We start from the raw sequence: 22,161 nt of genomic DNA, 5'->3' as shown, positions 1-22,161 counted from the left end.
GTTTACCTCGCAACCGCGCGCGCGGTCTCTTTGGTTGTGTTATCAACGAGTTGTTTAATCTGTTTTAAAAAGTCTGGATCGCCCATCAGTTTGCCTGATAGGGTTTTACCGTCTGCAGATACGTTTAGATCAATACTGCCGATGGTTTCAGGCTGCTCTTGGGCTTTATCAACGAGTCGATCAAGCACTGCTTGCATACCGTCGATGTCGTGGGTTCGCTCACTGCCAAAACTAATGCCGTTTTGACCACGCCCCGCTAATGCATCCACTGTTTTTTGGGTACGTTCTACCCAGTATTGTATATCGTTGGCATCACTGCGGTTGATAGCTGCGTTTAGAGCTCTCGCATTGCTTTTGAAGGTGTCAGAGACAATCAGATTTTTCTTATCGTCTGCTTTTCCGCTGCCAAAAATATCTGCCCAAACGCTACTGTTGCTGTTGCCGAGCGGTGATTTTTTAATCTGTTCGGCTAGGTTTTTGGTTGCTGTAGTGTTGGCGGCGGTAGTGTCTGTGTTTTTATCGGTTACGGTAGTTGATGTTGCTTGCCCTGCCGCATTAACTTTGTCTTGAATGCTTTTGATGCGCGCATCGATCTCTAATGATGGGCGTCCTTTTTTGAGTAGCGCGTCCAGCTCAGCATCTATTTTGTTTGTTTGGAACTCAAACGCATCGGCCATGCCATCAAAAAAGTTTGAGCGTTTAAAGTCCTCGTCCATGAACTCACGCAATGATGCGTATTTGTCATAAACAGCACCAAGCGCGCTAAGTGCTGAGGATGCTAATTTACCAAACAGAATCTGAACGTTTTTAATAACTAGCTGCCAACCATAAAACACATCGGCAACAAATCCGGCAGCGGTTGCGATACCGTTTACAACGCTAGTAGCAACATTCCCCATACCACCAAAATCAATAACTGCCTGACTAATATAATCAGTTAGTAGTTGAAATGCGGGGGACAGCTGCACCGTAATCTGGTTTTTAAAGCCGTCCCAAATACTGCCCAGTTTTATTTTTGAGTCGTTAAACGCCTCTACCATTGCCGCTTGTTGGCTGGTGATCGCAATACCAAGGCTATCGAACTCGGCAGCTGTCGCGTTTAGATCTGACGCCATCGTATTGACAAGTGAAACCCCTTCTGAGTCGAATAGTTTCATTGCCAGCCTGACTTTATCTCCCTGATTTTCAACGCTTTTCATCGCCTCAGCTATAGCGTAAAACTGTTGGTCCGGTGACATTCGCGATAGCGCAACGGCTTCTAGCTTTAACTCTTTTAGCGCGTCTTTAGCCTCTCCCGTGCCATTTGCGGCCTCAGCCACGCGGCGGGTCATGCGCTGCAGTGCCATATCAACAGTATTTATTGATACACCTGTCAACTCTCCCTGATAGCGGATTTTTTGGAGCGCTTCAGTGTCCATGCCAAATTTAGCGGCTGTTTTTGCCAGCCTGTCTATTTCGGCGGCGTGTCCGTTAACAATAGAAACGATGCTCGCGCCTGTTGCGGCCGCAGTCCCGACAAGTGCTGTAGCCGCTACGTTTGCCTGCTTTCTTACATTTCGCGCCCATACAGCAATGTTTTTTTTGGACTTCCCTAGCTCTGACACTAGTTTTGCACTATTCGCTGAGAGCGTTACGACTAGACTAGATATAGACGCCATGATAAATACCTATTCGCTGAGTTGAGCCAGAATCCACGCCTCTTGCTCTTCTGGCGTGCGCTCTTTTTGAGCTTGTTGGTTTATGGCGAGAATTAGACCTTGCCTTTGTTCTTTGTTCTTTATCATGTCGAACGCCATGGCTTCATAGATATCATCCATCGTTGCCTGCTCTAGTAGCTGGCTGCGCAACATGCCCAACCTATCCGCTAACGTTGAGACGTAAATGCGGAAAGGCTGGGTTAGGAGTTTTTTGCTTTTTCCTCAACAATCGCTTCGGTTTCTTCTTCGCTGATTGGGTTTAACCGCATAGATACCTGGAAGATGCGATCCATCGTTTTACAGTTCTTTTTAGCGAGCGTGGCAATGTCGCTCGGTTCAAAAATAGGCTGCTTTGTTTTGGCGTCAACAACAGATAGCGCAACAATTAATGCGCGGGGCTCTAACTTTCCGCCGCTCTGCATATCGGCTAGACGGCGATCGAACTCGTCACGCTCACTGGCGGACCATGTTTTAACGAGCACCTCCGTTCCTTCGCCCCATTCAGGAGTAGGAACCCACTCTTCTACTGAGTCTTTAGCTTTTAAAATTTGGTTACGGGTGAGTGTTTTGCGTGTCATGCCATTTCCCCAGTGGGCATTTAGCCCGTTGAATGCGTGATTTAGCCGCTAAAAAACAACCGCATTTACTGCATCGGCTTACAGTTGTGTTTTTAGTGGGCAGTTTGGTGAATGTGATGTGAGGGCATTGCGCGCAGATATTTAGCCTGCGCGCTGCCTCGGGTTGTGCGGCTATCATGTGGCTGGTGTAAATCCGGTGCCTTTGGTTACTTCGCCGGATACGCGCAAGCCGATATCGCCCTTGTAATCAGAATCCACGCCGCCATCGGTGAATGGAAATGATTTAACCAAGGCGCTAAATTGACGGTAAGTGCCTGTTGGAAGCTCCCAGGTTATTAATCGTGGAGCAGCGTCATCATAGGCATCGGATACCTCGTCTAACCCGGCATCGTCTTCTGCCTGAAATACGCCGAGAGTTACTGTGCCGTAGCGCTTAATGCCTAGCGCGATAACTTCCGCAGAGTCTTTTAGTGTTGTGCGGTCTTTTTCTGCACGTTCACCATCAAGCCCTGAAATGCTGTAGTGGCTATCGATCTCGATATCAACGCCGCCGGTGTCGCGGATGTAAACTTTTGTGCCTTCTGTTGGGATTGGTGTAGACATGGTTGGATCTCCGGTTATAGCCCGCGCACCGAATACTCGAGTGTAAAGCGGAAGGTTTTTGTTTCTGGTTCGTGTAATGTTCTAAGCGCTTGGCGCACAGCAACGAGGTTTGATGCCGCCATGGCGGATTTGATTTGATCGCGTAGGGCTTCTGCCTCTTCGAGGGTTGCGGCCCAGCAATCGATACCGATAATCTCGTTCTTCATCGCCATTTCGCCGTTTAGCGTGTTCATTGGGCGGTCTGAGATATAGCGGACGACAGCGCAGGGGAATGTTTGGCCTTCTGGCAACCAGCCGCGCACGAGCGGATCTACACCCGCGCTATTTAGAGCAGTGTAAACAGTGGTGTCGAGGCTCATTTTTTACCTTTATTGGCCTTTAGAATGGCTTTGTCGATGGCTTTTTTTAGCTCGTTTTTAAAAACAGATAAGACGGTCATATGGTTTTTTGTGAGGGCGGGTGATATAAACGGGTCTGCCGTTTGTTGCCGTTTTTTGCTTGTACCAAATTCCTGTGCAAGCGCTTTCATGAAATATCTCGGTAGGTGTCGCGTGGACCGTTTGCCGTCCGTAACCTCTTGAACACTTTTTTTCACAACACCTGCATGGATATCGACAGCTCTATTACTATATTTTCCTCTATTTGTTTTTATCCCGAGCGATCTTTTTAGATCGCCGGTATCCTCGTGAGCGCCCTCAACAATATCTAAAAGAACAGGCTTCATCGCTTGACGTCCCGCAGACCTTAGTGTTTTAAATCCGGTTTCTGCCTCAAGCGTTAAGAGTTTTTTTTCTAACTCGTCGAGGCCTTCTACATCAATGATTAAGCTCATTCGTTGCCCCAGCTAATAATGGTTTTACCAGGTATGCCTAGTTTGAATTTGTCAGGGAACGCAACGGCGAATTTTCCAAACGAGTCTAAATAAGTAACGCGGTTTAGTACGTGGTTAACGCTAACAATGGAGCTGGTCGGGAAGTCGGTTTCTATCTCGTAGCCGTTGGCCATCTTCTGAAAATCATCAACGCCTAGCTCGATGCTTTTACTATCAGCTAGATCATGCAGAGCGGTTACTAAATCTGGCGGCAGTTCGTTTTGGTAGCGGCTTAATAGCTCTATCAATGTTTTGATTTTATCGAGGTTTTGAACTTCGATTTTCATCGTTAGGCCTGCCATTATTTAACCCCTGTCTTGATACCGTTTACAGATACAGCGCAGCTCTGTATTGCGCTCATCGGGGATGATCGCGGTTATCTGGTAAATGCTATCGCCGTGCTTAATTTGCATCGCTTCAGTAATGCCTGTGCGGTAGCGACAAATCACGGTAACGTCGTTGCTCTGTTCGCTCGCCTCTGGCACCCACTTCTCGCGGCCAGTAATGACCGACACACGAGCATAAATTCCATCCAGCACAACAACGGGCGTATCATCAGGAACGCCTGTGGATGTTTTGCCCGTGTTTTTGGTTTGTATGGTGATGCGGTGTGGGTAGCGCATGGTTAAATCCTAAATACGCGATGCGGGTTTAGCAGTGAATCTACTGAAAAATCGAGGGTTGTTGCACTAGCCGCGATAACGATAGGTTCTCGATTGCGGTAAAAGTGCCCCACCAGTAAACGCATACATTGTTTGATGCTTTCTGGCACCGCTGCCGCATCGGCGTATCCGCACGTAAAATTAACAGTTACCGGTTGCGGGTGGTTGTCCTGCGGTTTTGGCCACGGTTCTAGCGGAATAACTCGACCGACAACGGAGGCGGTGTCGATGTAGTAGCTAGAAGGGGCTAGTGTTTGCAGGTTGCCATCACTATCTATGTATGTGATTGACTCAACCGACAGTAAATTTGGTGTTAATTCAATGTCTCTACAGAATGCGCCAACATACTGTTTTTCTTGCGTTATTAGCGGCCTTCCTGTGTAGCTTTCGCAAAAATTTGTAGCTGCAGCGATGTAGCTTTCGATTAGATCGTCTTCGTCTGTTATATCTGAATCGATCTGACACTGAATGCGCGCTTCTTCTAGCGTGATCGGCTGTTCTGCAGGTGGTGTTACATCAATTATTGGCATAGTGATTACCTAGTAAGCTCAACGAAAAACACCGCCGAAGCGGTGTTTTTGAGTGAAATTACTCGATTACTTGCCGAGCAAGTGTTTAATTGCGGCTGTGTCTTCTAGCACACAGTCGAAACGGTGGAAGGCAAGGAAGCCTGTTTGATCATATTCAGCGTAACGCTCAACAAGACGTTTAAGCACCATGTAATTCACACGGCGGATGATGAAGGCCGACCAGTCACCGAAGAACATGAACTTCTTGCCAACACCGATATCATCAATACCCTGATCAACAACATAGCGGCGATTCAGAATAGTGGAAGGCGCAACCCCGGCAATCTCCGGCAACCAGAGCGGGCGACCATTAAGGTCGGACATGTCTTCCATAATTTGAAGCGTGGCATCGTTGAATGCCAGCGCTGCTTTTGGCGAACCACGGTAAGCAGGATCAACAGAGTGAACCAGCGCGTTGATATCTTCAGTCACTAATTTCAGAGTGGTTTTACCTGTAGCGCCGGCAGTGGTTGAAGCCTCAATGCCTTTAGGTTGCAGAGGCGATCCTGCGCCTGTGCCTTTGATCAACAAGCGTGCTTCGGTGCGTCCAATACGCTGAGCGATACGACGCGCCAGTAGGCTTTGCATATCAATACCAGAATCAAGTAGCAGCTCGTTAGAGATGCGGATGATTTTAGAACTGATTTTTTTAGCGCCGACGTTCTCTGTACCAAACGTTTCGTCTTGCTCGGTTGCCGTCGCATTCTCGCCGAGTAATTCACCCTCGATGGCTGTACCGTCAATGGTTGGCCATTCAATCAACGCACCGGTTGAGGTGTTCATAATCTCAGCAATAGAGGCAATGCCGCCGTAAGCCTTCATTGATTCGTGAACTTTATTCAGCATTTCAGTAGGTACGGTGTAACCACCTTTGCTGTCAGTGTCGCCACCTTGTGCGCGTAGTTCTTTAAGTGCGGCGCGCTGCTCGGCGTTCATTTCTTGCACGCCTTTACGCATAAACATATCGAAAAGGTTTTCTGTGCGTAACTCGCCATCAGTTTCTTCGCCGCGGTCTTCTCGCTCGTCCGTATCTTCTACGAATTTTTGATCGATAGAGCGAAGTTCTTCTTCGCGAGCAATCTGCGAGCGAACGTGGTCATGTTTTGATTTTAGGTCATCCCACTTGGAGCGTTGCTCTTCTGTCCAAGCTTGATCACCGATTGTTTCATGCAGGCTTCGCATCTGGGTTGACACATCAGCCAGAGCGCCCTGTAATTCTTTTAGATCTTTCATGCGCAAATCCTCGTCTTACGCGTTAATAATTTGCAGGAAACGCTCCCGCATCCGACTTTCACTTACTGCTCTTTTCAAAACGTCTTGCCCTTGCTCTCTCTTCCATGCCTCTAGTGACCGAACAGCAGCGCCGGCTTCTGGATAGGCGGGGAAAGTGACGGGCGAAACGTCATACAACCGCGAAAACTTGGTAATCGTGCGAACAATTACCCCGTCTTCATCTTCATCCCATTCTTCACCGCCTCGGGCGACGCTGAATGCAAATGAACTTTGGTCAATATCGTTCCGGCGTAGAGGCTCAATTAATAAGTCTCTAACGGTTTGCGTGTCTGGCGGGGTGATTTCATAGCGCAAGCCTTTTTCATCAACCACCAGCGACAACGTGCCGGATTTTGTGCGACCTAGCACAAAGTTATGATCGTGATTAAATAGCGCTCGAACATCGTCATCGAGGACGGAATCAAACGCACCTGGTGCAATCACCTCTCGGAAGCCGCCGAGGTTTTCGCTACGACTATCAAATACAGATCCATAGCCGATAATTTTTAACGGGGAAGAATCACCCTCGCCATCACCTTCGGCCATGCGTACTTCACAATTGAGTAAGCGGCGCTCTTTGTTATTCATCGTTGGTGTTCTCCTGATTAAGCGCTGATAGCGGTTGAGCGTTGACGCTAATTAACATATCGTCTAGCCCGTCGCGGCTGTTCATGTCTTCAAATGCGCGCACTTCATTGCGATCCATCCAGCCATCGTTAATCGCGTAGTGATAAAACTCGGCGCGCTCTTTTGGTGTGCCTCGCAGCAAGCCTGCGAGATTGAACTTCACGTAATAACCTGCGGCACGCTCAGCTTTTGTGAAGATGCGGCGATTTAATTCCTGCTCCCAGTTAACAATCCACGGCATCATCGAGTGGCGAACAAAGTAGATCGCTTGTTCTGATATGTTGCTGAAGGTCGCTTTTTCTAAATCGTTGATCATGTGGGCGGGTACGTTGAATATGCCTGCAATCTCAGACCGGCTATATTTGCGCGTGTCTAGGAACTGGGCGTCTTCAGGCGGGATCGTCAGCGACTTATAGTCGAGATCCGCCGGCAGCATGAGTGTTTTGTTGTCAGAGTCTTTGAGTGCGCGTTTAGCTTTATTCCAATAATTTTGGAAGCTTTCCCATAAATCCTTATTTGAAACGCCGCCATTTTTTAGCGTTAACACACCCGTTGCACGCCCACCACCAGCAAAGAATTGATTGCCGTAGCGTTGCGCGGCCATTCCGAGCTCCATTGAGTCACGGTTTTGCTGAATAGGGCTACGGCCCTTTTTGCCGTGACTGCCAATTGCACGGATGTGGACCATGTCGTATGGGCTTATTGCTTTTACTTCTCCGGTATCATCATCGGTTACCGCATACACATAGCGGCCATCACGTTTTAGGAGGTCTGTATTCCACGGCTTAGCCATGGTTAGCGCTTCAATCTCGCCTCGCTTTGAACGCTCGATAATTGAATAGCCGTTGCCCCAGCCGAGGATGTGATTCTGTTTGGTTTCGCGCCACTTGTAGGACGTTTGCCAAAAATTTGGGCTGTCGTGCAGCAGGTAGTACGCAGGATGATCTGTTGCAGGCAGTGTTACGCCATTATTCTTTCTCATCACCGCTAGCGGCAACTGCGAAATATTACTCGCGAGCACATAGATACATGAGTAAACAGCGCTCAATTTCATGGCGCGTTCGGGCGATACAGACAGCGAGTTGCCGCCAATATCGTCGCAATCGTCACCTGTAATAGGTGTGGCTGGGTTCTCTAATGAGCGACCCTCAAATAATGTCGCAAACATTAACGGCCCCTCCGTATTGCAGCCAGTGCCGAAAACACCACCAGCATTAAACCTGAAATGATCGCCGTTTCAGCAAGCCCATATTTCAAATACAGCCCGGCCGTTAACGCTGCAAATCCTATCGTTCCGCATGAGTCGATAAAAAGTCGCTGGATCATTTATAAAACCATAATGTCATCATCAGCCATGGCTGATAGAGGATTGAAATCGGTGGATTGGTCGCTCAACATAATCCGGCCAATCGCCATAATGAGCGCCACTGCGCCATCGATTTTGTTGTCGTTGCCTTCTTTAATCGGTCGAACAATGTCGTCATTGCCGGGAACGTTTTTTCCTACGACGTTGGAGATACACCACGTCATTATCGGGTTGCCGTCGTGATGGAATCGGCCAGCGCTGATTGCTGCCTCTAACTCTTTCATCGGGTCCGACATGTTTGTGAAGTTTTGAACGATGGTGACCGGGTTTAAATTCTCATCCGCTAGGTGATGTGACAGGTTTGTCGCGCCGTGCGGGTCAATCGCTGAGCAGATAACAGGTGCGATCTCTTGAGTTGCCAGTGCTTCGGCTAATATCTCTCGGTAGTCGATCTCTGCGCCATCTGTTGGTAATAGGTGGCCCGTTGTTACCCAGTTTTGATAGCGTTTAGATTGGCGTTTGTTGTCTTCATCAAATACGGTATCTTCTGGAACCCAGAAACACGGTGATACGCTGTAATAATGGCGCTTACCGTCAATCATGCGATTGAATACGCGCGGCATACTGTTTAAATCGATCTTGCGGGCTAAATCCATCCCGAGGGTGCACTCTTCGCCTTGGAACTGTTCCAGCGTGAGGGTTTTGTCCTCACATTTGTTCCAGTCTTCCATATTGAAAAATGCGGTTTTGCTCTGCACCCACATGTTTAGATGTTTTGTTTTGAACGTGTTTACATAGCGTGCGTTTTTGATTGCCCGCTGTTGCTGGCTTAGCAGGTAATCCTCAAAGACAGAAACCCCCATGTTCGGGTTTGCTTTTCGTAACGCCTCAACACTGGTCCAGTCGTCACCCTCATCTATTGTGTAGATGATGCCGAACAGTTCATCGTCTGGCGTGGTGCCGTCGAGCATTTCAATCACTCGGCGTCGTTGGTCGTAACACGGCCCCGCTATATTGCTGCCTGCAGTGGTAATTACCCAGATCAAACCCTGCTCTCGGGCACCCATGCCGGTAATCATCGTGTCATACAATGAATCATCAGCGTGCTCGTGATACTCATCTACAACTGAAGCAGATGGTGATGCACCGTCGCCAGGGTCGCCGATGATCGGCTCAAACTTTGAATCATCAGCTGGGCGGTTTAGGTTTTTGGCGTTAATCTCAATGCCGAAATGCTGAGCCAGCGCTGGGGTTCGTAAACACATTTGACGCGCGGGGCGGAAAACTTCCCACGCTTGTTTTTCAGTCGTTGCCCCGGAGTAAACCTCGGCGCCTGATTCACCATCAGCACATAGCATATAAACGCCAAGGGCCGCGGCTGGTGCAGATTTGCCATTTTTACGAGGGACTTCATTGTACGCCTCACGAAATCGCCGCAATGCGTCCTTTTTGCGCTTCCAGCCAAACACAGCAACAAGCGGGAAAAGCTGCCAAGGTTCAAGCGTTAGCTTTAGCCCTTGACGTGCCCACTTCCCTTTTGTGTGCGGCATCTTCTGTATAAATTTGCAAACCCGCTCAGCGGCGTTTTTATCAAATCTATACTTGAAGCTCTTTTTTTTTGATTCCGCCAAATCGTCTAAATGACGCTGACACGCTAAAATTACATATTTACACGCATCTATCCGGCCAGCTACAACGTCCCGCGCATATTTGTTAGCAGCGTTAACATTGGGATAACTAGCCATTTATTTAAAACTCCGAAAACTCATTCCCTCCGCCACCGCTATTAGGGCCCATTAGGCGACCGCGGGCAGCCGGATCTAGCCCGAGCATTGAACCGAACGTGGCTATCTGGCGCAGTGCTTCATTTTTTGCTGTAAGCGCCGGGTTCTTTACCAGCCCTCCCGTTGCGCCTTCAACTGTGATGCCAAGCTCTTTAACTGACTGTTCGGCTAATCGGAATGTTGAATAGGCAGAACAAAACGCTTCAAGGTTGTGAAGATCAGTAACAGCTAAAACGCGCTCTTTGCAAAGATGGGGACAAACCGTGTTCCACATTTGAACGCCAAGCTCATCGAGCCATTCAGGCGCATCAACGTTATTGATTAGGTCAAATTCAACAGCGTCATTGTTGGCGTGCTTACTACCAGATAAAAGCTTCTGCTTATTTGGTTTGGGCTTCCGGCCACGCCCCGGGGCCACTGATTTACCAGCCATCAATATTCTGCATATTTAAATGGCGGGATTTATAGCAGTCCTCGAACGCTCCGCCTTTAAATGCAGCTGCGCGCTGAGAAAAAAGGTATTCCGAATTTACGGAGACACCAAAGTTTGGGTTAGATTTGCGTAGGGCTTCAATACTGGTCCAGTCGTCACCCTCATCTATTGTGTAGATGATGCCGAACAGCTCATCGTCCGGCGTGGTGCCGTCGAGCATGCCTATTACGCGCTGGCGCCCTGCTTGATCAAGATTTCCAGCATTTATATCGAACTGTTTGTAATTTAAATCGGCATGGTTGCATTGCAGATAATTTAATACAGCTGTTGCTAGTTCTGTTAATCCGTTTTTCCTGCCAGCGTCAACACTCCAAATTTTAAATCTAAATGCATTGTCTGATCGGCGTTTCCATCCGAACATAGAAACCAGCTGAAACAACTGCCAAGGTTCAAGCTTTAGCTTTAGCCCTTGACGTGCCCACTTCCCTTTTGTGTGAGGATATTGTTGTATTGAATTGCACGCTTGCTCAGCAGAAAATGAATCAAACCAATAATCAAATTCAGAATCTTCCAGACTATCGATATCTGACAAATAACGCTGGCATGCTAGAACTACATATTTGCACGCGATGATTTGACCAGCCGCGACATCCTTAGCGTACCGATTTGCAATTTCAACATTACAGATAGCCGCCATCGTCGCCTCCGGATTATTTTTTAATTTTGTCCGCATAAAAATTTGAGGTTCCAGGCGGTGTCCAGTTTGAAAAGCTGTAGGGATTTGACCCGCCCCCCCTTTATGAAGATGCTCTGGCTCGCGCCCTCATGCTTTCTTGATGGGTTTTCAAGTCAGAGCAAGGCTTGCATAGCCATTGAAGGTTGCTGAGGCTGTCGTCTCCGCCTTCAGCCCCTGGGACAATGTGATCACATATACTTCCAGCAACCACTAATCCACGTTTAGAACATGATTCACACAAGCCGCAGGCCTTTGTTTTAACTATTTCGCGCTTTTTTCTCCACGCCCTGCCGCCTCTGCCTCGTCCAGCCCGTCCGCGCGCCCAACCCTTTGCTTTGTCTGCGTGCTTTTCGCAGTAACCATGGCGCTCAGTAGTTGTCGCTGAGCACCCTTGTTGCCGGCATGCTTTAGGGGTTCTTGGTGGCATCGCTGGACCATTGCTGAATAGATTCTTTGTCTACATTGCACTGCTTAACTATTGCCTCGCATTCTGCAATGTATCCCCAGTACTGCTGATCTAGTGATGGCGGAGCGATTAACTGTGTGTAGATTGCAGGAACCTGCTCACGAATGTATTCAGTTCGAACTACGGTATTGCCGCACCCACTCAACAGTATCAGCATCAATGTAATCACTAGAGCACCCACTAACTTGCTGTAACTGTTTACGCAACTCATAGTTTTCTCTAATGATTAATTTATGTTTATTGTTTGTCTCTGCTAACAATTCATCGTCAGCGGCGCGCTGGGCTATCTGATTGTTCTCGTATTCAACCATTGATTCTATAGTTGATACATAACCTTCTAGCTGGCTTTTTAGCTTGCCTGCTGTCTGCGCTTGCCAAATAACAACACCGCCCAAGGCGAGCATTATTAGTACGATAGCAATTCGAGCTTTCATTTAAGATTACGCTCTAGTATCTTGATTTCTTTACGTTTGTAATGCCATGTAATCAACAGTGTGGCGATAGCAACGCATGAGCCAACAGCGCCATAGTTCTCATTTAAAAAATTCATCATATCGCCAGCTATCAACCCGCCAGAAAACAAATACGACAGGTACGCAAAAAACTTGGATAATAACGATGTGTTATGTTCCACGGTTAAAATCCTTGGTTTTATTGGATGCCAGACAAACACAGTTCGCGCTCTGCTTCTCTACGTTTAACAAGGCCAGGCAACTTAACACCGCTCGCATATACCCAGCGCGGCAGCTCGTTGCAGGCACCTACTCGATCATCTGAGTTTAATTTGCGCAACAATGTACTGCGCTGGAATGCAGCTGCGCCAACATTGTATGTAAATGATGTATATGCGGCCTGTTCTTCATGTGATAAATCAACAGTTACCGCATTACTAACCGCCAAGCCATGAGATATCACCTCATCAGTTAGCAGTTGTTTACACTCATCAACTGTTGCAGTGTCGCCGATCTCTACTCCGGCTGTGTAGCCAAAACATATAGTTGGGATACCAACAGGGTCCTTGTATGCCTCGGTCCGCAATCCTTCAAACCCAGCAACAGCCGTCAGCGCAATCGCTAACCATGTTTTTTTGTGCTGAATCATTGCAAACCCCGGAAACGACAAAGCCCCGCGAATGCGAGGCTCTTAAATAGACAGCTGTTTAGTTAGCTATCCCAATTTAGTGTTTAGAGTAGTATATATGTGCAGAAAAAACAACACATTGCTGTATAAATTAACAGCATGGTTATTTATCCAGTTTAATAGCACCCATATGCACTACTTTACATGAAAATATTTTAACTTTTTACCAATTTTTAAACGTTTCGCTTCCCGTCTGCATTGCTCCGCTACTAGCGGACTCTCGGCGGCGGTGGTAATACATTGCCCAGGTGATCTCATCCATTAGTTTCATCGCGCGGCGGTTGTATAAATACATCGGATTAGCGCCCTCTTTTGATTCTGGGTCTGCTTTTATATCGCTTAACATAGATTCGAGCTGATCTATTGTTCTTGTGCGATAGAGCTTTAGGCGTAGCGGTTCTCTTTTTGTCATTCGGTGTTACAAGCGGCCTGCTTAATGAATACCGACGCGACAATTAGCGGCCAAAAAATAACGGCAATCACCCGATGGGTTGTGGTTATCGGAGCGCCATTAGGCAGCGTCAGCATGAACACACGACAGCCTAAAAGATGAAGAGCGATGATATAAATATATTCAATCATAGGTTTTATCCTTGGCTTGTTATAACTTGTTTTGACACAACCGAATCACTTGATAACCGGCTCAGATCAACCCAGTCGCAATGACCAGAACATAAAACCTCTGTCGAGTTATTATCAATGTATCCAACAACTCTAAACATGCCGTCTTTAACATCAATTATTGCGGGGCCATTCATTTTTGGTGTAGTAGCTGTATATCGTCCGTTTGTTATTTTACCCGTCATTATCACGCAACCTCGCTTTCCCATTCATCAACCGCTATTCGCTGCAGTTCCACCAGCTCATTAATGTATTTAGCTGCGGCCTGTAGATTGTCGTGGAAGGCCCGACGCTTCATGCCAATAATCTGTGCAATGCGTTCCTTTGTATGATGGTCTGAGCCCTCCCTTTTCGGATCCGGTCTGTTTCGCAATAAAACATAAGCCACCAGCGCTACGTGATTGCTTTCGCTTTTATTACCTAGCAACTTCATTGCAGCGCAAGCCCATTTTGTGCGCGGGTCGTCGGGCTCTTTAAACATCATGCTCAGCTGATAAATCATAGATCCATTGCTATTGCAGCCACCACCGCCCATGCTCTCAGCATATTGGCCCAGCCCACGCCAGCCAGCATCACTATTAAACCGCTTAACAATTTCGACAGAGATATAACGATCGACAACATTAATAACAGCAGGGTTAATTCTCTCGTTACTCATAATCAATCCATCCGGTACGTTCCGCCGTTGCGTTTTGACATAGGCTCTCTATCTCTATCGCAACTGCATTTACTCAGCTGTTCACGTAACAGCGCGTTTCTAATCCGTAAATCCCGTATAGCGTCTTTCATTGCTGGGATCAGCGTGTCAGCATCAAGTGGCAACCCTGTATCAGCATCAACAACACCTGAGCCCGAACACACATCACACGGCATTTCATAAAACATTGGCTTTATCTTGCCTGCACCTTTGCATGACTTGCATGGAGCAAGCTCTGGCAGGTCTAGCGTTAATGGTGGCCCGCTAGACTTAGCCAAGGCGCATCGCTCTCGATTTCTCGCCGTACAGCGCTAACACACCCGCATCGCGTTTATCTTCGTTGCTTTTGCCATCCCAGCCCGTTAACCGGTTAAAGAACTCAGCGTCTTTCTTTGCTTTCTTTAGCTGGCCCTGAAGCGGCTTAACCAGCACGTAATCAGCGCCGGCCCCTTCCAGGTATTCCTTTAATAATCGACCTATCGCTTTCACCATCCCTACTTTTTGGCTAATACTTCTCATTACCGCCTGATTCGAGCCCTTGCGATGATAGACAACCCGGTCGTGCTCAACATCTTCGAGAACAAACACCGCTTGGTGCTTGTGCTCATCAATAAACTTAATCAGTTCAAAAAACGACAACCCATCCAGCGTTAACAGAGAGCCATCAACAGCAACAGCAACGCCGCTTTTAACCAGGTCTGGATCAATCCCTATTCTCATAGTCATAGCCCGAACATGCTCCGCACAAAGTTCTCTAACACATGATGGCGCTCTATATAAACGCCAGCCCACAACCCAATAACGCCTATCACCCAGTAGCGCATATCACACCTCGAATCGAACGATGGTCACAATCTCACGGTCGGATATAAACTTGCCGTAACAGCTTTGCAGCTCTTCACGTAGGGCGTTTAAACTGTTGTATCCGTCATCTAGCGCGTCCTGAAGGGTTAAGCGACTAAACCGCAGCTTTCTAATCTCAGTAATTACCGGGCAATATTCGCTATTTGCTTTGCCTACCGTGAAATCAACACCACCAAGCACGTAGTTTTTATCACCCAGACGAATAGTTGTGCGTTTACCTTTTGCGATCAGCGCATAATTGGATGGCGTAAAGTCGATTTTAGCCCTAGGCGATGCCGTTTCATTCAATGCGTTATCAACGGCGCTGGTGGTTGCTCGTGTCATTGTTCGGTCCTCTGTTTTTGTTTTAGTTGCATCTTTCATCGGTAGACCGCGCGCACACATCAACTTTTCTGGCATATCAAACGGGCAATTGCAGTCGGGGTATGTGCAAATCATTCGCATAACCCATATGCAGATGAGCAGGATTTATAATCAGCTGTCGATGCAATTAAATCTAATTGACGTCCTCCGCGGACTGTCATTGCCCATTCAGCAGCCATCCCAATACCATGCGTTGTATGACTTATAGCGTCATCCTTACTTACTCCCGGGTAATCAACAGCACACTTGAACGTTGCAGACCCTCTTTTACTTGCTGCCGCAACCAAAGCTTCCCATTTAGCAATTCTTTTAATTTCTTCAGGAAACCGTGTAACAATCTGTCTTAACTCATCTTTCCTGACGTTAATGCAGGGCATGCAACCAACACGAGACATCCCTTGCTTATACAATGGGTTGGGCTTGATGCCGTGCCTATCATGGAACGCAAAAACTTCATCCGCTGACCAATCAAGAATTGGGCGGTAATTTATCACCCCATTGTCTGCCTCATCTTCAACAGGAAGATTGGCGCGGCTCAACGATTCGTCAGCTCTGACACCCTGCCAGCTGTAGATATCTTGGGTATCCATCTCAGCCAAAAGAGGCTCAAAAATTTGTTGCTGGATCGGAAAGACCTTCAGTTCAGTTGTACAAAAACGAACTTTTGATGACGGGAAACGCCCCTTCCAAAGACAGAGATCTAAGAACGGATTTCCCGTTGGCTTAAGAACAGAAAGCGCAGCCTGAATAATTTCGTCATCAACACCATCTTTCACCCACTTGGTTTTAACAACTTCGCGTTTGTGCTCAATCTGTTTTGAGAAGTCTGGAACAATACGCTCTATTTCTACGCAGGTAGCTTCCTCAAGGTAATCAAGATAATCATATGTTGCTTGGTGCTCGTTCCCTGTATCAGCGAAAACAGCACGAACATTTTCAGTTTCACGCTCAAGCGCCAGCAACAGGGTGGCTGTTGAATCCTTGCCGCCAGATACGCTGACGATATTGTGTGTTTTCATGCGGCCATCCTTTTTTTAAAACGGAATATCATCATCAAAGTCATCAAACCCCGCAGGCGGATTAGGTGCCGCTTGCGGCGCTTGCTGCTGTGCAGGCGCGGCATATGGCGAGGGTTTAGTTCCGTTTGCATTCTGCCGAGTTCGCGGTGGTGGTTGCTGGCCGCTATCTTGCTTCGGTCGAGACTGTTGTGGGGCCTGAGCTTCAGGATATTGGTAACCACCAGCATCACCACCACGGCTATCTAGCAGCTGCATTTCGCTGGCGACGATCTCAGTCGTGTAACGATCAGCGCCGCTTTGGTCCTGCCACTTCCGAGTACGCAAAGCGCCTTCTACATAAACTTTGCTACCCTTGCGCATGTATTCGCCTGCAATTTCAGCTAAGCGGTTAAAAAACACAACACGGTGCCACTCTGTACGCTCTTGCTTCTGCCCCGACTCTTTATCTTTCCAAGATTCAGACGTTGCAATCGTTATATTCGTTACAGCATTACCATTAGGCATGTAGCGAAGATCTGGATCACCGCCCAGGTTACCGATCAAAATTACTTTATTAACGCCTCTAGCCATCACCCAAGCTCCCGGTCAATTACGTCACGCCCAGTAATACCCATTTCTTGGGCACATTCAGAAATAATCTTTCTAGCCTTGCTCGCATGGCCGATCAAAAAATAAGCGTTTGCTCTAGCTATCGCGTCACGCATCTCTGATATGCTCCGCTGTTGGCTGCTGATAGTTTTTGCAGCCGTTGCTAATTCAGAATCCTTGATCGTACTCATTACGCTGCTCTCCAACTGCGCATTAGCGTTTGCAGTGAGGTTTCGCCCTGCATAGACTCATGCGCCCATGTTGTATGATCAGTTTTATTTTTTTTGGTTGATCGCAGGTGAATTGCTGCAATTGCTGTTTCTGCTGGGCAGTTATGCTCAACCATGTATCTAGCGCGCAGCACCGAATCATCCGCAGTAGTAAACTTTTTGGCGATAGCGTGATCGGCGAGAAGGTCACTCTTGGGTGTTGATCTCAAGTACTCAGCAATCGCATTAAGTCGATCTATGTATTTTTTTGTGCGGGCCTTAGACATTCCGCCGTTGTTGTTACCCGTTACTTTTGACATAAACAAACACCTCACCAACTTGTATCAGCTACGTTCATCACCCCAGCAGTAACCGAGGCGCGCTTATCTTGTTTTGTGGGAGCGGGGCTTGATGAAGCCTTCTCAATCAACTTCCGCTTAACCTGACTACAAAGCTTATGCTCCCAGCTACCTTGATTCTCTTCGGTGCCTTTGCCCTCCCAGTAGCTACGAAACTCGCCCAAGATCTGCTCTTGTTCATCACTAGAAAACAAATCGAATCGAATACCCTGCACCTTGCAGCGCTCAAAAAAGCTCCCACTGGGCTCCCACTCAAAGTGCATCGGAAAAGCGTTTCGGGTAGACAAGGCTGAGGCTGGTTTTAAATCAAGCGCAAAAAGCGATGATTCTGGCGCGGTTGGCGCAGGTTCCCCCTCCTCTCTGTAGTACTCTTTTTTATTCTCTGTAAACATCTGGTCATTTTGACTAGATCTGAACTGGTCATTTTGACTAGATCTGAACTGGTCATTTTGACTAGATGGGTTGTTCGTTTTGACTACTTCCATCTGGTCATTTTGACCATATGCGCAATCACTGGCCTCAAGGCTAACATCCTCTTCCATCTGGTCATTTTGACTAGATGCGCGATTGCTAGGCTTTAAAGACAGCGCATCAACAGCGGAATAGATCACCGTGTAATACTTTTTCTGATCAAAGCTGTTGCCGCCAAAATGACGCGCCAACCGCTCAACGCGAATAAGGCCTGATTTCTTTAGGCTGGCAACGGCTCGCCTTAGCGTGCTTTCAGACCAAAACGAAAACTCAGCAAGCCACTGCTTATCCGTTCTATACATCCACTTATGGCCGTCATACTCATTAACTGACTGGCCAATCCAAAAATGAATCTGCTGAAGCACCAGCGCTTCATTTAAACCGATAGCCCGAGCGAGGGACGGCAGGACAACAAGAGGAGGCTCCGCTATTAGCAAATTCGACATAACACCCCTCCTCTTTTATTGATGATTAAATTCATAGTTATAAACCGTGACCTGTCACAGATAGGCAGCATTGTTTCCGGCCTGTCACGCAACACCGTATTTAAATTAAAAGAATACGATTTACGTTATGGACTCCTTACGGGAGTCAGTCGGCTTTACTGTGTGCTCAGACTGTATAAATAAGCGCTATCAGCTGCGCCAGCCAACCTTTAGCGGTAATGCATAGTTGGTTATTACTTCCCCTAACAAGGGAGAGGCAACGCCACCAGCACGATTAAGCCGAACAGAAAGGCCCGCCAGCATTACTTGATCACCAACAGCGTCAACCGCGACCGGTGACCCTATCGTTCGATCGTTATAAGCTGTTGCCGCCTCACCGGCAGACAGCGCGTCAGAGGTAGTGACTTTCACCTCTGTGTTAACAGTCATCCCCGGCACAAACGCCGAATCTGCTGCAAAGGTAGGCATCGAAAAAAACAAGCCAATAGCAGCTGCAATTATCGATGCTGAGATAAAGCGTTTTTTCCGCATTTATCAAACTCCTTTAGGTTGATTGAATAAAAGCAAATGCTTTCACCAACAAAGCCCCAGCTAAGGGGCTACATGCAGACGGACTTGTCACTACTCGCTTTTTTAACCACTTTCACTAAAAGCACTTAAAAAAGGACCGACGTATCGGCCAAGAGCGAAGGCAGGAGCCTCCTTTCGCTGAGGGTGTCCGTTCGGGCAATACCAAATAGAGAGCACACTGCTAAACTTCATGTGGTACAGGATAAAGATCGGGCCGCAATAGAGAGGCAGGCACGCCGCCATTAACCGCTAACGAAACAAAGCCAGCCCATTTAGCTGCGCACTGTTTCTCTCTATGAATCCAGTTAAATACATGCTGCTGCTTTATCTTTTTGTGCGGTGGTAGCGCGTTGGCACTGTGAGCGAGTGCAGTCACTTTTTCAGCAAGCGCTTCTTGTCCACCAGCTAAATCGACTGCCTTTTTAAGGGCTTCAATCTTGTTCATTCAAATAACCACTTTAAGTTTTTACTGATAATAAAACTTAAAGTTGTTTTATTCAAGGAATATTACTTAATGTTTTTTGTTTGTAAAACCTAATGTTGTGATAATAGAGCTATGCTAAAGACACGATTCAAAAAAGCCCGTGAACACGCCGGGTACACGCAAGAGACCGCTGCTCAAGCAGCAGGGGTTTCGCAGACCGCTATTTTTAAAATAGAAAAAGGCGAAACCCTGCGCCCGCGTAAGATAAACATCTACGCAAACCTGTTCGGCTGCTCGCCAGAATGGCTAATGTACGGAACAAACACGCCTGAATGGATAGAATCGCCACACCTGATTAGCGAAAGCGCACCGGCATACATAACAAGGAAACAGTTATCACTCGATGATAAGAAACTGTTGTATTGCGCGATCATTGCCGCAAAAGAAACACTCGAAAACGGCAAAGCAATATCTGGGGATAATTATGGGTTCAAAGAATTAGCAACTACCACCGTGCTGAAGTTTGACGAATATATTGAGAAAGGACTGTCTGCAAACGAATTAATTGCAGAGCTTAATGATTCGATAGATGATGTTGACAGCGCTATGAGCGTATAAAGCGCCGTTTATAGCGATCCGCCTTCATAGCCCACTTAGCCAGCGCAACATGGCGTTTGGCGGAATCTGGTATAGATAGCGCGTCAAAATACGCACTCATTAATCGCTCAGCAATATCCGTTTTAGCGCTCGACACATCTAATGCAACAACCTTTCCCGATGCTCTCATTCTTAGTCCCTGTCTGTACTGTATATATAAACAGTATATTTAAAACCATCGTCACTCGTCTAGTGCGATTAAAACAAACTAAGAAAATAGTTTAAAACTAGAAACAATAACAGAGCCTTAATTTAGCTAGACACATCAAACAAAATAACCATAGGATTCAAACAAACAAGGAGCACGTCATGAGATCAGTAATACTAACAACCGCCCTACTACTGGCCACACACGCCCATGCTGATAAATGGGACCTCATGGTGTGCGACGCATTCACAGACCCTGCAGAAAAGCAGCAATGCGCATCTAAAGCTAAAGCAAAAATACACAAAGAGAGGATGCAGGCGCAGCTATTAAAAGAGTCTGAGGAACGATTAGCAGCAGAAGAAAGCCGAGCCAGCAAAGACAGCACCAAACAGGGCGCCAATAAAATAATATACAGCGAGAAATGCCAAAGTGATTTTGATTGTTGGGCCAGCTCAATGCCAGGTATTAATCGCGCATCATGGACGTGCGATAAACTGATCGAGGACAGCGCAAAATATCAAGCAAAGTGGTTAGACGGGAGTCATTACCCAAAAGCCTACAACCCTAAAGCGCTGGGCAAAAACTATCATGGCCTTGTTATTGGTTATGGTGGTAGCGATGTTTTATATCAAAACGGGTTTGGTGCATGGCGTCGAATGAACTACATCTGCTGGTTCGACACCATACAAAACAAACCGATCGATCTATACATCATAGAAAGATGATTAAAATTACCTAGACCACTTCATATCACTAACGCGCCCGTCGATTATATTAACCGTCCAGTAATAGCCATCAATAAAGTACTGGCGCGTCTCTACCCTCGCCCACGCCTTACAATAACTCCCACGGGTTTTAACGCATACGTTCTGATAATTAGTAGCAGGCGCAGCCCCTAAATGAATATTAACCTTAGCGACAGGGTCGCCCTTACTGATCTGCGTACCGTCCTCCGCATACAAAAACGTAGCACTAGCCGACGCACTCAATAACACACAAACAAGCCCAGCAACAATCCTCATAAACAACTCCTGTAATAAATAATCCAACGATCTAAATATTATATCCCTCCATTATTTTTAATAAAACAACTTTTTGTTGTTGACGTTTACCACTTTAAGTAATAACCTAAAAACAACTTAAAGATGTGAGGCAACAGAAATGGCCACTACATTAAACAACATCACAGCATCAACAATCAGTGCAAACCTGTTTAGCGCAAACCTCCTTGGCCTAACGCCTCGACAAACTGAGGCATCAACATGGGCGGCAGAAGGTAAAACAGACGACGAGATCGGCGCAATCATGAGCTGCACAGGCCGAACAGCTAAAAAGCACGTACTTGATGCAATGAAAAGCACAAACACACATACCCGCGCACAGCTTGTCGCAAAGCTCTTTATGGCCCGCGTATTTAGTGCCGCTGTAAACCTATCACTAATCATCTGTCTGTCCAGCGGGTTAGTTGCCGGCACCACAGACAACGCAATGAGAACCCGCACACGCACAACCACCAGCGTGCGCACAGTTAGAACAGGACGCGAATATGCTGCATAACACAACATACACGCTGCGCCAGCTAGGCGAAGACATACAGATCAATATTGCGTACCAGCACCTAGAAAGCGCAGACATCAACGGCAGCGAGTACATCCAAGTGATAGCAACCTCGCCGCTTGTTAATTTCTCGCCAGAGGTCATGGAAGAGATCGAGCTCCAATGCTGGACCGACATCATGGCCAAAAAAACAAACGAGCTACTCGCAGAAGCCGCGAAAGGCTCACCCCTAACAAACCCAGATCAGGAGATCACACAATGCAGGACGCACTAATCCTATCAGGGTTTTTATTTGCACTTTTATTGCTGTTTTTTAGCGGTTGGGCAATCTGCACCCTCGCTGTAGCGGCAAAAGCGATCATTAAAAAGCAGGACGTAGCCAAGGCTATAGGTCCGTGGCTAGAGGAGCTATAAGGAGTGAGGC

40 protein-coding genes are annotated in these 22,161 nt (G+C 47.2%); 5 read left to right on the top strand and 35 right to left on the bottom strand.

What is annotated here, in order from left to right:
• Positions 1–2 precede the first annotated feature (2 nt).
• From A3773_RS11785 to A3773_RS11640, 33 genes are all read right to left on the bottom strand, one after another.
• Positions 3–1,658, bottom strand: coding sequence for a hypothetical protein (locus A3773_RS11785; RefSeq protein WP_067986236.1), 1,656 nt, complete (start codon positions 1,656–1,658; stop codon positions 3–5).
• A 9-nt stretch (positions 1,659–1,667) separates the two neighbouring features.
• Positions 1,668–1,850, bottom strand: a complete 183-nt coding sequence (locus A3773_RS11780; RefSeq protein ID WP_067986235.1) for a hypothetical protein — start codon at positions 1,848–1,850, stop codon at positions 1,668–1,670.
• Between the two features lie 47 nt (positions 1,851–1,897).
• Entirely contained in the window at positions 1,898–2,275 is a 378-nt protein-coding gene (locus A3773_RS11775) for a hypothetical protein (RefSeq protein WP_067986233.1), read from the bottom strand.
• A 174-nt stretch (positions 2,276–2,449) separates the two neighbouring features.
• Positions 2,450–2,878: a hypothetical protein gene (locus A3773_RS11770; protein WP_067986231.1), complete on the bottom strand. Its 429-nt coding sequence runs from the start codon at positions 2,876–2,878 to the stop codon at positions 2,450–2,452.
• Between the two features lie 14 nt (positions 2,879–2,892).
• Complete coding sequence (gp17, locus tag A3773_RS11765) at positions 2,893–3,237, bottom strand: tail completion protein gp17 (protein ID WP_067986230.1); 345 nt, start codon at positions 3,235–3,237, stop codon at positions 2,893–2,895.
• Positions 3,234–3,710, bottom strand: a complete 477-nt coding sequence (locus A3773_RS11760) for an HK97-gp10 family putative phage morphogenesis protein (protein ID WP_067986228.1) — start codon at positions 3,708–3,710, stop codon at positions 3,234–3,236. Before A3773_RS11760 ends, gp17 begins: the two co-directional genes overlap by 4 nt.
• On the bottom strand, positions 3,707–4,051 hold the full coding sequence (locus tag A3773_RS11755; RefSeq protein WP_067986226.1) for a hypothetical protein: 345 nt from the start codon (positions 4,049–4,051) through the stop codon (positions 3,707–3,709). Before A3773_RS11755 ends, A3773_RS11760 begins: the two co-directional genes overlap by 4 nt.
• Before the next feature lie 3 nt (positions 4,052–4,054).
• Positions 4,055–4,372, bottom strand: coding sequence for a phage head closure protein (locus tag A3773_RS11750; RefSeq protein WP_067986225.1), 318 nt, complete (start codon positions 4,370–4,372; stop codon positions 4,055–4,057).
• A 2-nt stretch (positions 4,373–4,374) separates the two neighbouring features.
• Positions 4,375–4,941, bottom strand: coding sequence for a head-tail connector protein (locus A3773_RS11745; RefSeq protein WP_067986224.1), 567 nt, complete (start codon positions 4,939–4,941; stop codon positions 4,375–4,377).
• 66 nt (positions 4,942–5,007) lie between these two features.
• Entirely contained in the window at positions 5,008–6,213 is a 1,206-nt protein-coding gene (locus A3773_RS11740; protein WP_082800616.1) for a phage major capsid protein, read from the bottom strand.
• A 15-nt stretch (positions 6,214–6,228) separates the two neighbouring features.
• Positions 6,229–6,840: an HK97 family phage prohead protease gene (locus A3773_RS11735; RefSeq protein ID WP_067986221.1), complete on the bottom strand. Its 612-nt coding sequence runs from the start codon at positions 6,838–6,840 to the stop codon at positions 6,229–6,231.
• Positions 6,833–8,047: a phage portal protein gene (locus tag A3773_RS11730; protein ID WP_067986219.1), complete on the bottom strand. Its 1,215-nt coding sequence runs from the start codon at positions 8,045–8,047 to the stop codon at positions 6,833–6,835. Before A3773_RS11730 ends, A3773_RS11735 begins: the two co-directional genes overlap by 8 nt.
• A complete protein-coding gene (locus A3773_RS18365) occupies positions 8,047–8,205 on the bottom strand; it encodes a hypothetical protein (protein ID WP_231902200.1) in 159 nt (52 codons plus the stop codon). The genes A3773_RS11730 and A3773_RS18365 overlap by 1 nt, the downstream gene beginning before the upstream one ends.
• On the bottom strand, positions 8,206–9,930 hold the full coding sequence (locus A3773_RS11725) for a terminase large subunit (protein ID WP_067986217.1): 1,725 nt from the start codon (positions 9,928–9,930) through the stop codon (positions 8,206–8,208).
• Positions 9,931–9,934: 4 nt separating this feature from the next.
• Positions 9,935–10,402 (bottom strand): phage terminase small subunit P27 family, encoded by a 468-nt coding sequence (locus A3773_RS11720; RefSeq protein ID WP_067986215.1) that lies wholly within the window; start codon positions 10,400–10,402, stop codon positions 9,935–9,937.
• Entirely contained in the window at positions 10,392–11,135 is a 744-nt protein-coding gene (locus tag A3773_RS11715; RefSeq protein WP_067986214.1) for a terminase large subunit domain-containing protein, read from the bottom strand. Before A3773_RS11715 ends, A3773_RS11720 begins: the two co-directional genes overlap by 11 nt.
• A 64-nt stretch (positions 11,136–11,199) precedes the next feature.
• Entirely contained in the window at positions 11,200–11,565 is a 366-nt protein-coding gene (locus tag A3773_RS19150; RefSeq protein WP_075109550.1) for an HNH endonuclease, read from the bottom strand.
• Positions 11,546–11,761 (bottom strand): Rz1-like lysis system protein LysC, encoded by a 216-nt coding sequence (lysC, locus tag A3773_RS19425; protein ID WP_438942552.1) that lies wholly within the window; start codon positions 11,759–11,761, stop codon positions 11,546–11,548. Before lysC ends, A3773_RS19150 begins: the two co-directional genes overlap by 20 nt.
• Positions 11,715–12,038 (bottom strand): hypothetical protein, encoded by a 324-nt coding sequence (locus A3773_RS11710; protein ID WP_067986213.1) that lies wholly within the window; start codon positions 12,036–12,038, stop codon positions 11,715–11,717. Before A3773_RS11710 ends, lysC begins: the two co-directional genes overlap by 47 nt.
• A gap of 217 nt (positions 12,039–12,255) precedes the next feature.
• Positions 12,256–12,705: a lysozyme gene (locus A3773_RS11700; RefSeq protein WP_067986209.1), complete on the bottom strand. Its 450-nt coding sequence runs from the start codon at positions 12,703–12,705 to the stop codon at positions 12,256–12,258.
• A gap of 202 nt (positions 12,706–12,907) precedes the next feature.
• Entirely contained in the window at positions 12,908–13,156 is a 249-nt protein-coding gene (locus A3773_RS11695) for a hypothetical protein (RefSeq protein ID WP_067986207.1), read from the bottom strand.
• Positions 13,153–13,326, bottom strand: coding sequence for a hypothetical protein (locus A3773_RS17840; protein WP_156473515.1), 174 nt, complete (start codon positions 13,324–13,326; stop codon positions 13,153–13,155). The genes A3773_RS11695 and A3773_RS17840 overlap by 4 nt, the downstream gene beginning before the upstream one ends.
• A 226-nt stretch (positions 13,327–13,552) precedes the next feature.
• Entirely contained in the window at positions 13,553–14,023 is a 471-nt protein-coding gene (locus A3773_RS11690; RefSeq protein ID WP_067986205.1) for a hypothetical protein, read from the bottom strand.
• A gap of 2 nt (positions 14,024–14,025) precedes the next feature.
• The gene (locus A3773_RS11685) at positions 14,026–14,340 is read right to left on the bottom strand and encodes a hypothetical protein (protein WP_156473514.1); all 315 of its coding nucleotides are present in this window, start codon (positions 14,338–14,340) and stop codon (positions 14,026–14,028) included.
• Positions 14,333–14,788, bottom strand: a complete 456-nt coding sequence (locus A3773_RS11680; RefSeq protein ID WP_156473513.1) for a hypothetical protein — start codon at positions 14,786–14,788, stop codon at positions 14,333–14,335. The genes A3773_RS11685 and A3773_RS11680 overlap by 8 nt, the downstream gene beginning before the upstream one ends.
• A 99-nt stretch (positions 14,789–14,887) precedes the next feature.
• The gene (locus A3773_RS11675) at positions 14,888–15,364 is read right to left on the bottom strand and encodes an ASCH domain-containing protein (protein ID WP_067986201.1); all 477 of its coding nucleotides are present in this window, start codon (positions 15,362–15,364) and stop codon (positions 14,888–14,890) included.
• Entirely contained in the window at positions 15,361–16,308 is a 948-nt protein-coding gene (locus A3773_RS11670) for a phosphoadenosine phosphosulfate reductase domain-containing protein (RefSeq protein ID WP_067986200.1), read from the bottom strand. The genes A3773_RS11675 and A3773_RS11670 overlap by 4 nt, the downstream gene beginning before the upstream one ends.
• 15 nt (positions 16,309–16,323) lie before the next feature.
• Positions 16,324–16,878, bottom strand: coding sequence for a single-stranded DNA-binding protein (ssb, locus tag A3773_RS11665; RefSeq protein WP_067986199.1), 555 nt, complete (start codon positions 16,876–16,878; stop codon positions 16,324–16,326).
• Positions 16,878–17,087: a hypothetical protein gene (locus A3773_RS11660; RefSeq protein WP_067986198.1), complete on the bottom strand. Its 210-nt coding sequence runs from the start codon at positions 17,085–17,087 to the stop codon at positions 16,878–16,880. Before A3773_RS11660 ends, ssb begins: the two co-directional genes overlap by 1 nt.
• Entirely contained in the window at positions 17,087–17,425 is a 339-nt protein-coding gene (locus A3773_RS11655; protein ID WP_067986197.1) for a hypothetical protein, read from the bottom strand. The genes A3773_RS11660 and A3773_RS11655 overlap by 1 nt, the downstream gene beginning before the upstream one ends.
• Before the next feature lie 11 nt (positions 17,426–17,436).
• The gene (locus A3773_RS11650) at positions 17,437–18,381 is read right to left on the bottom strand and encodes a DnaT-like ssDNA-binding domain-containing protein (protein ID WP_067986196.1); all 945 of its coding nucleotides are present in this window, start codon (positions 18,379–18,381) and stop codon (positions 17,437–17,439) included.
• A 189-nt stretch (positions 18,382–18,570) separates the two neighbouring features.
• Positions 18,571–18,912 (bottom strand): hypothetical protein, encoded by a 342-nt coding sequence (locus A3773_RS11645; RefSeq protein WP_067986195.1) that lies wholly within the window; start codon positions 18,910–18,912, stop codon positions 18,571–18,573.
• Between the two features lie 220 nt (positions 18,913–19,132).
• A complete protein-coding gene (locus A3773_RS11640; RefSeq protein WP_067986193.1) occupies positions 19,133–19,396 on the bottom strand; it encodes a YdaS family helix-turn-helix protein in 264 nt (87 codons plus the stop codon).
• A gap of 111 nt (positions 19,397–19,507) precedes the next feature.
• On the opposite strand from A3773_RS11640, the gene A3773_RS11635 reads away from it, so the two are divergent.
• On the top strand, positions 19,508–19,993 hold the full coding sequence (locus A3773_RS11635) for a helix-turn-helix domain-containing protein (RefSeq protein WP_067986191.1): 486 nt from the start codon (positions 19,508–19,510) through the stop codon (positions 19,991–19,993).
• Here the strand turns inward: A3773_RS11635 and A3773_RS11630 are convergent.
• On the bottom strand, positions 19,980–20,162 hold the full coding sequence (locus A3773_RS11630; RefSeq protein ID WP_067986190.1) for a hypothetical protein: 183 nt from the start codon (positions 20,160–20,162) through the stop codon (positions 19,980–19,982). The genes A3773_RS11635 and A3773_RS11630 overlap by 14 nt on opposite strands.
• A gap of 179 nt (positions 20,163–20,341) precedes the next feature.
• On the opposite strand from A3773_RS11630, the gene A3773_RS11625 reads away from it, so the two are divergent.
• On the top strand, positions 20,342–20,905 hold the full coding sequence (locus A3773_RS11625; RefSeq protein ID WP_067986188.1) for a hypothetical protein: 564 nt from the start codon (positions 20,342–20,344) through the stop codon (positions 20,903–20,905).
• A gap of 6 nt (positions 20,906–20,911) precedes the next feature.
• Here the strand turns inward: A3773_RS11625 and A3773_RS11620 are convergent, their stop codons facing one another.
• Positions 20,912–21,202, bottom strand: coding sequence for a hypothetical protein (locus A3773_RS11620; RefSeq protein WP_067986187.1), 291 nt, complete (start codon positions 21,200–21,202; stop codon positions 20,912–20,914).
• A gap of 139 nt (positions 21,203–21,341) precedes the next feature.
• Between A3773_RS11620 and A3773_RS11615 the strand changes: the two genes are divergently transcribed.
• The 3 genes from A3773_RS11615 to A3773_RS17835 are packed head-to-tail and all read left to right on the top strand — an operon-like array spanning position 21,342 to position 22,151.
• The gene (locus tag A3773_RS11615; RefSeq protein WP_067986185.1) at positions 21,342–21,737 is read left to right on the top strand and encodes a helix-turn-helix domain-containing protein; all 396 of its coding nucleotides are present in this window, start codon (positions 21,342–21,344) and stop codon (positions 21,735–21,737) included.
• On the top strand, positions 21,727–22,011 hold the full coding sequence (locus A3773_RS11610; protein ID WP_067986183.1) for a hypothetical protein: 285 nt from the start codon (positions 21,727–21,729) through the stop codon (positions 22,009–22,011). Before A3773_RS11615 ends, A3773_RS11610 begins: the two co-directional genes overlap by 11 nt.
• Positions 21,996–22,151, top strand: coding sequence for a hypothetical protein (locus A3773_RS17835; RefSeq protein ID WP_156473511.1), 156 nt, complete (start codon positions 21,996–21,998; stop codon positions 22,149–22,151). The genes A3773_RS11610 and A3773_RS17835 overlap by 16 nt, the downstream gene beginning before the upstream one ends.
• Positions 22,152–22,161 lie beyond the last annotated feature (10 nt).

The sequence above is a fragment of the Neptuniibacter pectenicola genome, from assembly GCF_001597735.1.
In the GTDB taxonomy this organism is placed as follows: Bacteria; Pseudomonadota; Gammaproteobacteria; order Pseudomonadales; family Balneatricaceae; genus Neptuniibacter; species Neptuniibacter pectenicola.
The sequence above is the reverse complement of the archived record's forward strand: the minus strand, read 5'-3'. Positions and strand labels throughout refer to the sequence as shown.

Coding starts and splice junctions, on each gene's coding strand:
- A3773_RS11680 (WP_156473513.1), bottom strand. CDS start 14,788: ATGACTATGAGAATAGGGATTGATCCAGACCTGGTTAAAAGCGGCGTT.
- A3773_RS11675 (WP_067986201.1), bottom strand. CDS start 15,364: ATGATTTGCACATACCCCGACTGCAATTGCCCGTTTGATATGCCAGAA.
- lysC (WP_438942552.1), bottom strand. CDS start 11,761: ATGCTGATACTGTTGAGTGGGTGCGGCAATACCGTAGTTCGAACTGAA.
- A3773_RS11690 (WP_067986205.1), bottom strand. CDS start 14,023: ATGAGTAACGAGAGAATTAACCCTGCTGTTATTAATGTTGTCGATCGT.
- A3773_RS11750 (WP_067986225.1), bottom strand. CDS start 4,372: ATGCGCTACCCACACCGCATCACCATACAAACCAAAAACACGGGCAAA.
- A3773_RS11695 (WP_067986207.1), bottom strand. CDS start 13,156: ATGACAAAAAGAGAACCGCTACGCCTAAAGCTCTATCGCACAAGAACA.
- A3773_RS11755 (WP_067986226.1), bottom strand. CDS start 4,051: ATGGCAGGCCTAACGATGAAAATCGAAGTTCAAAACCTCGATAAAATC.
- A3773_RS11610 (WP_067986183.1), top strand. CDS start 21,727: ATGCTGCATAACACAACATACACGCTGCGCCAGCTAGGCGAAGACATA.
- ssb (WP_067986199.1), bottom strand. CDS start 16,878: ATGGCTAGAGGCGTTAATAAAGTAATTTTGATCGGTAACCTGGGCGGT.
- A3773_RS11715 (WP_067986214.1), bottom strand. CDS start 11,135: ATGCGGACAAAATTAAAAAATAATCCGGAGGCGACGATGGCGGCTATC.
- A3773_RS11775 (WP_067986233.1), bottom strand. CDS start 2,275: ATGACACGCAAAACACTCACCCGTAACCAAATTTTAAAAGCTAAAGAC.
- A3773_RS17835 (WP_156473511.1), top strand. CDS start 21,996: ATGCAGGACGCACTAATCCTATCAGGGTTTTTATTTGCACTTTTATTG.
- A3773_RS11630 (WP_067986190.1), bottom strand. CDS start 20,162: ATGAGAGCATCGGGAAAGGTTGTTGCATTAGATGTGTCGAGCGCTAAA.
- A3773_RS11735 (WP_067986221.1), bottom strand. CDS start 6,840: ATGAATAACAAAGAGCGCCGCTTACTCAATTGTGAAGTACGCATGGCC.
- A3773_RS11725 (WP_067986217.1), bottom strand. CDS start 9,930: ATGGCTAGTTATCCCAATGTTAACGCTGCTAACAAATATGCGCGGGAC.
- A3773_RS11740 (WP_082800616.1), bottom strand. CDS start 6,213: ATGAAAGATCTAAAAGAATTACAGGGCGCTCTGGCTGATGTGTCAACC.
- A3773_RS11615 (WP_067986185.1), top strand. CDS start 21,342: ATGGCCACTACATTAAACAACATCACAGCATCAACAATCAGTGCAAAC.
- A3773_RS11780 (WP_067986235.1), bottom strand. CDS start 1,850: ATGTTGCGCAGCCAGCTACTAGAGCAGGCAACGATGGATGATATCTAT.
- A3773_RS11660 (WP_067986198.1), bottom strand. CDS start 17,087: ATGAGTACGATCAAGGATTCTGAATTAGCAACGGCTGCAAAAACTATC.
- A3773_RS11625 (WP_067986188.1), top strand. CDS start 20,342: ATGAGATCAGTAATACTAACAACCGCCCTACTACTGGCCACACACGCC.
- A3773_RS11655 (WP_067986197.1), bottom strand. CDS start 17,425: ATGTCAAAAGTAACGGGTAACAACAACGGCGGAATGTCTAAGGCCCGC.
- A3773_RS17840 (WP_156473515.1), bottom strand. CDS start 13,326: ATGATTGAATATATTTATATCATCGCTCTTCATCTTTTAGGCTGTCGT.
- A3773_RS11720 (WP_067986215.1), bottom strand. CDS start 10,402: ATGGCTGGTAAATCAGTGGCCCCGGGGCGTGGCCGGAAGCCCAAACCA.
- A3773_RS11770 (WP_067986231.1), bottom strand. CDS start 2,878: ATGTCTACACCAATCCCAACAGAAGGCACAAAAGTTTACATCCGCGAC.
- A3773_RS11785 (WP_067986236.1), bottom strand. CDS start 1,658: ATGGCGTCTATATCTAGTCTAGTCGTAACGCTCTCAGCGAATAGTGCA.
- A3773_RS11645 (WP_067986195.1), bottom strand. CDS start 18,912: ATGCGGAAAAAACGCTTTATCTCAGCATCGATAATTGCAGCTGCTATT.
- A3773_RS11620 (WP_067986187.1), bottom strand. CDS start 21,202: ATGAGGATTGTTGCTGGGCTTGTTTGTGTGTTATTGAGTGCGTCGGCT.
- A3773_RS11710 (WP_067986213.1), bottom strand. CDS start 12,038: ATGAAAGCTCGAATTGCTATCGTACTAATAATGCTCGCCTTGGGCGGT.
- A3773_RS11745 (WP_067986224.1), bottom strand. CDS start 4,941: ATGCCAATAATTGATGTAACACCACCTGCAGAACAGCCGATCACGCTA.
- A3773_RS11760 (WP_067986228.1), bottom strand. CDS start 3,710: ATGAGCTTAATCATTGATGTAGAAGGCCTCGACGAGTTAGAAAAAAAA.
- A3773_RS19150 (WP_075109550.1), bottom strand. CDS start 11,565: ATGCCACCAAGAACCCCTAAAGCATGCCGGCAACAAGGGTGCTCAGCG.
- gp17 (WP_067986230.1), bottom strand. CDS start 3,237: ATGAGCCTCGACACCACTGTTTACACTGCTCTAAATAGCGCGGGTGTA.
- A3773_RS11670 (WP_067986200.1), bottom strand. CDS start 16,308: ATGAAAACACACAATATCGTCAGCGTATCTGGCGGCAAGGATTCAACA.
- A3773_RS11640 (WP_067986193.1), bottom strand. CDS start 19,396: ATGAACAAGATTGAAGCCCTTAAAAAGGCAGTCGATTTAGCTGGTGGA.
- A3773_RS11635 (WP_067986191.1), top strand. CDS start 19,508: ATGCTAAAGACACGATTCAAAAAAGCCCGTGAACACGCCGGGTACACG.
- A3773_RS18365 (WP_231902200.1), bottom strand. CDS start 8,205: ATGATCCAGCGACTTTTTATCGACTCATGCGGAACGATAGGATTTGCA.
- A3773_RS11730 (WP_067986219.1), bottom strand. CDS start 8,047: ATGTTTGCGACATTATTTGAGGGTCGCTCATTAGAGAACCCAGCCACA.
- A3773_RS11650 (WP_067986196.1), bottom strand. CDS start 18,381: ATGTCGAATTTGCTAATAGCGGAGCCTCCTCTTGTTGTCCTGCCGTCC.
- A3773_RS11700 (WP_067986209.1), bottom strand. CDS start 12,705: ATGATTCAGCACAAAAAAACATGGTTAGCGATTGCGCTGACGGCTGTT.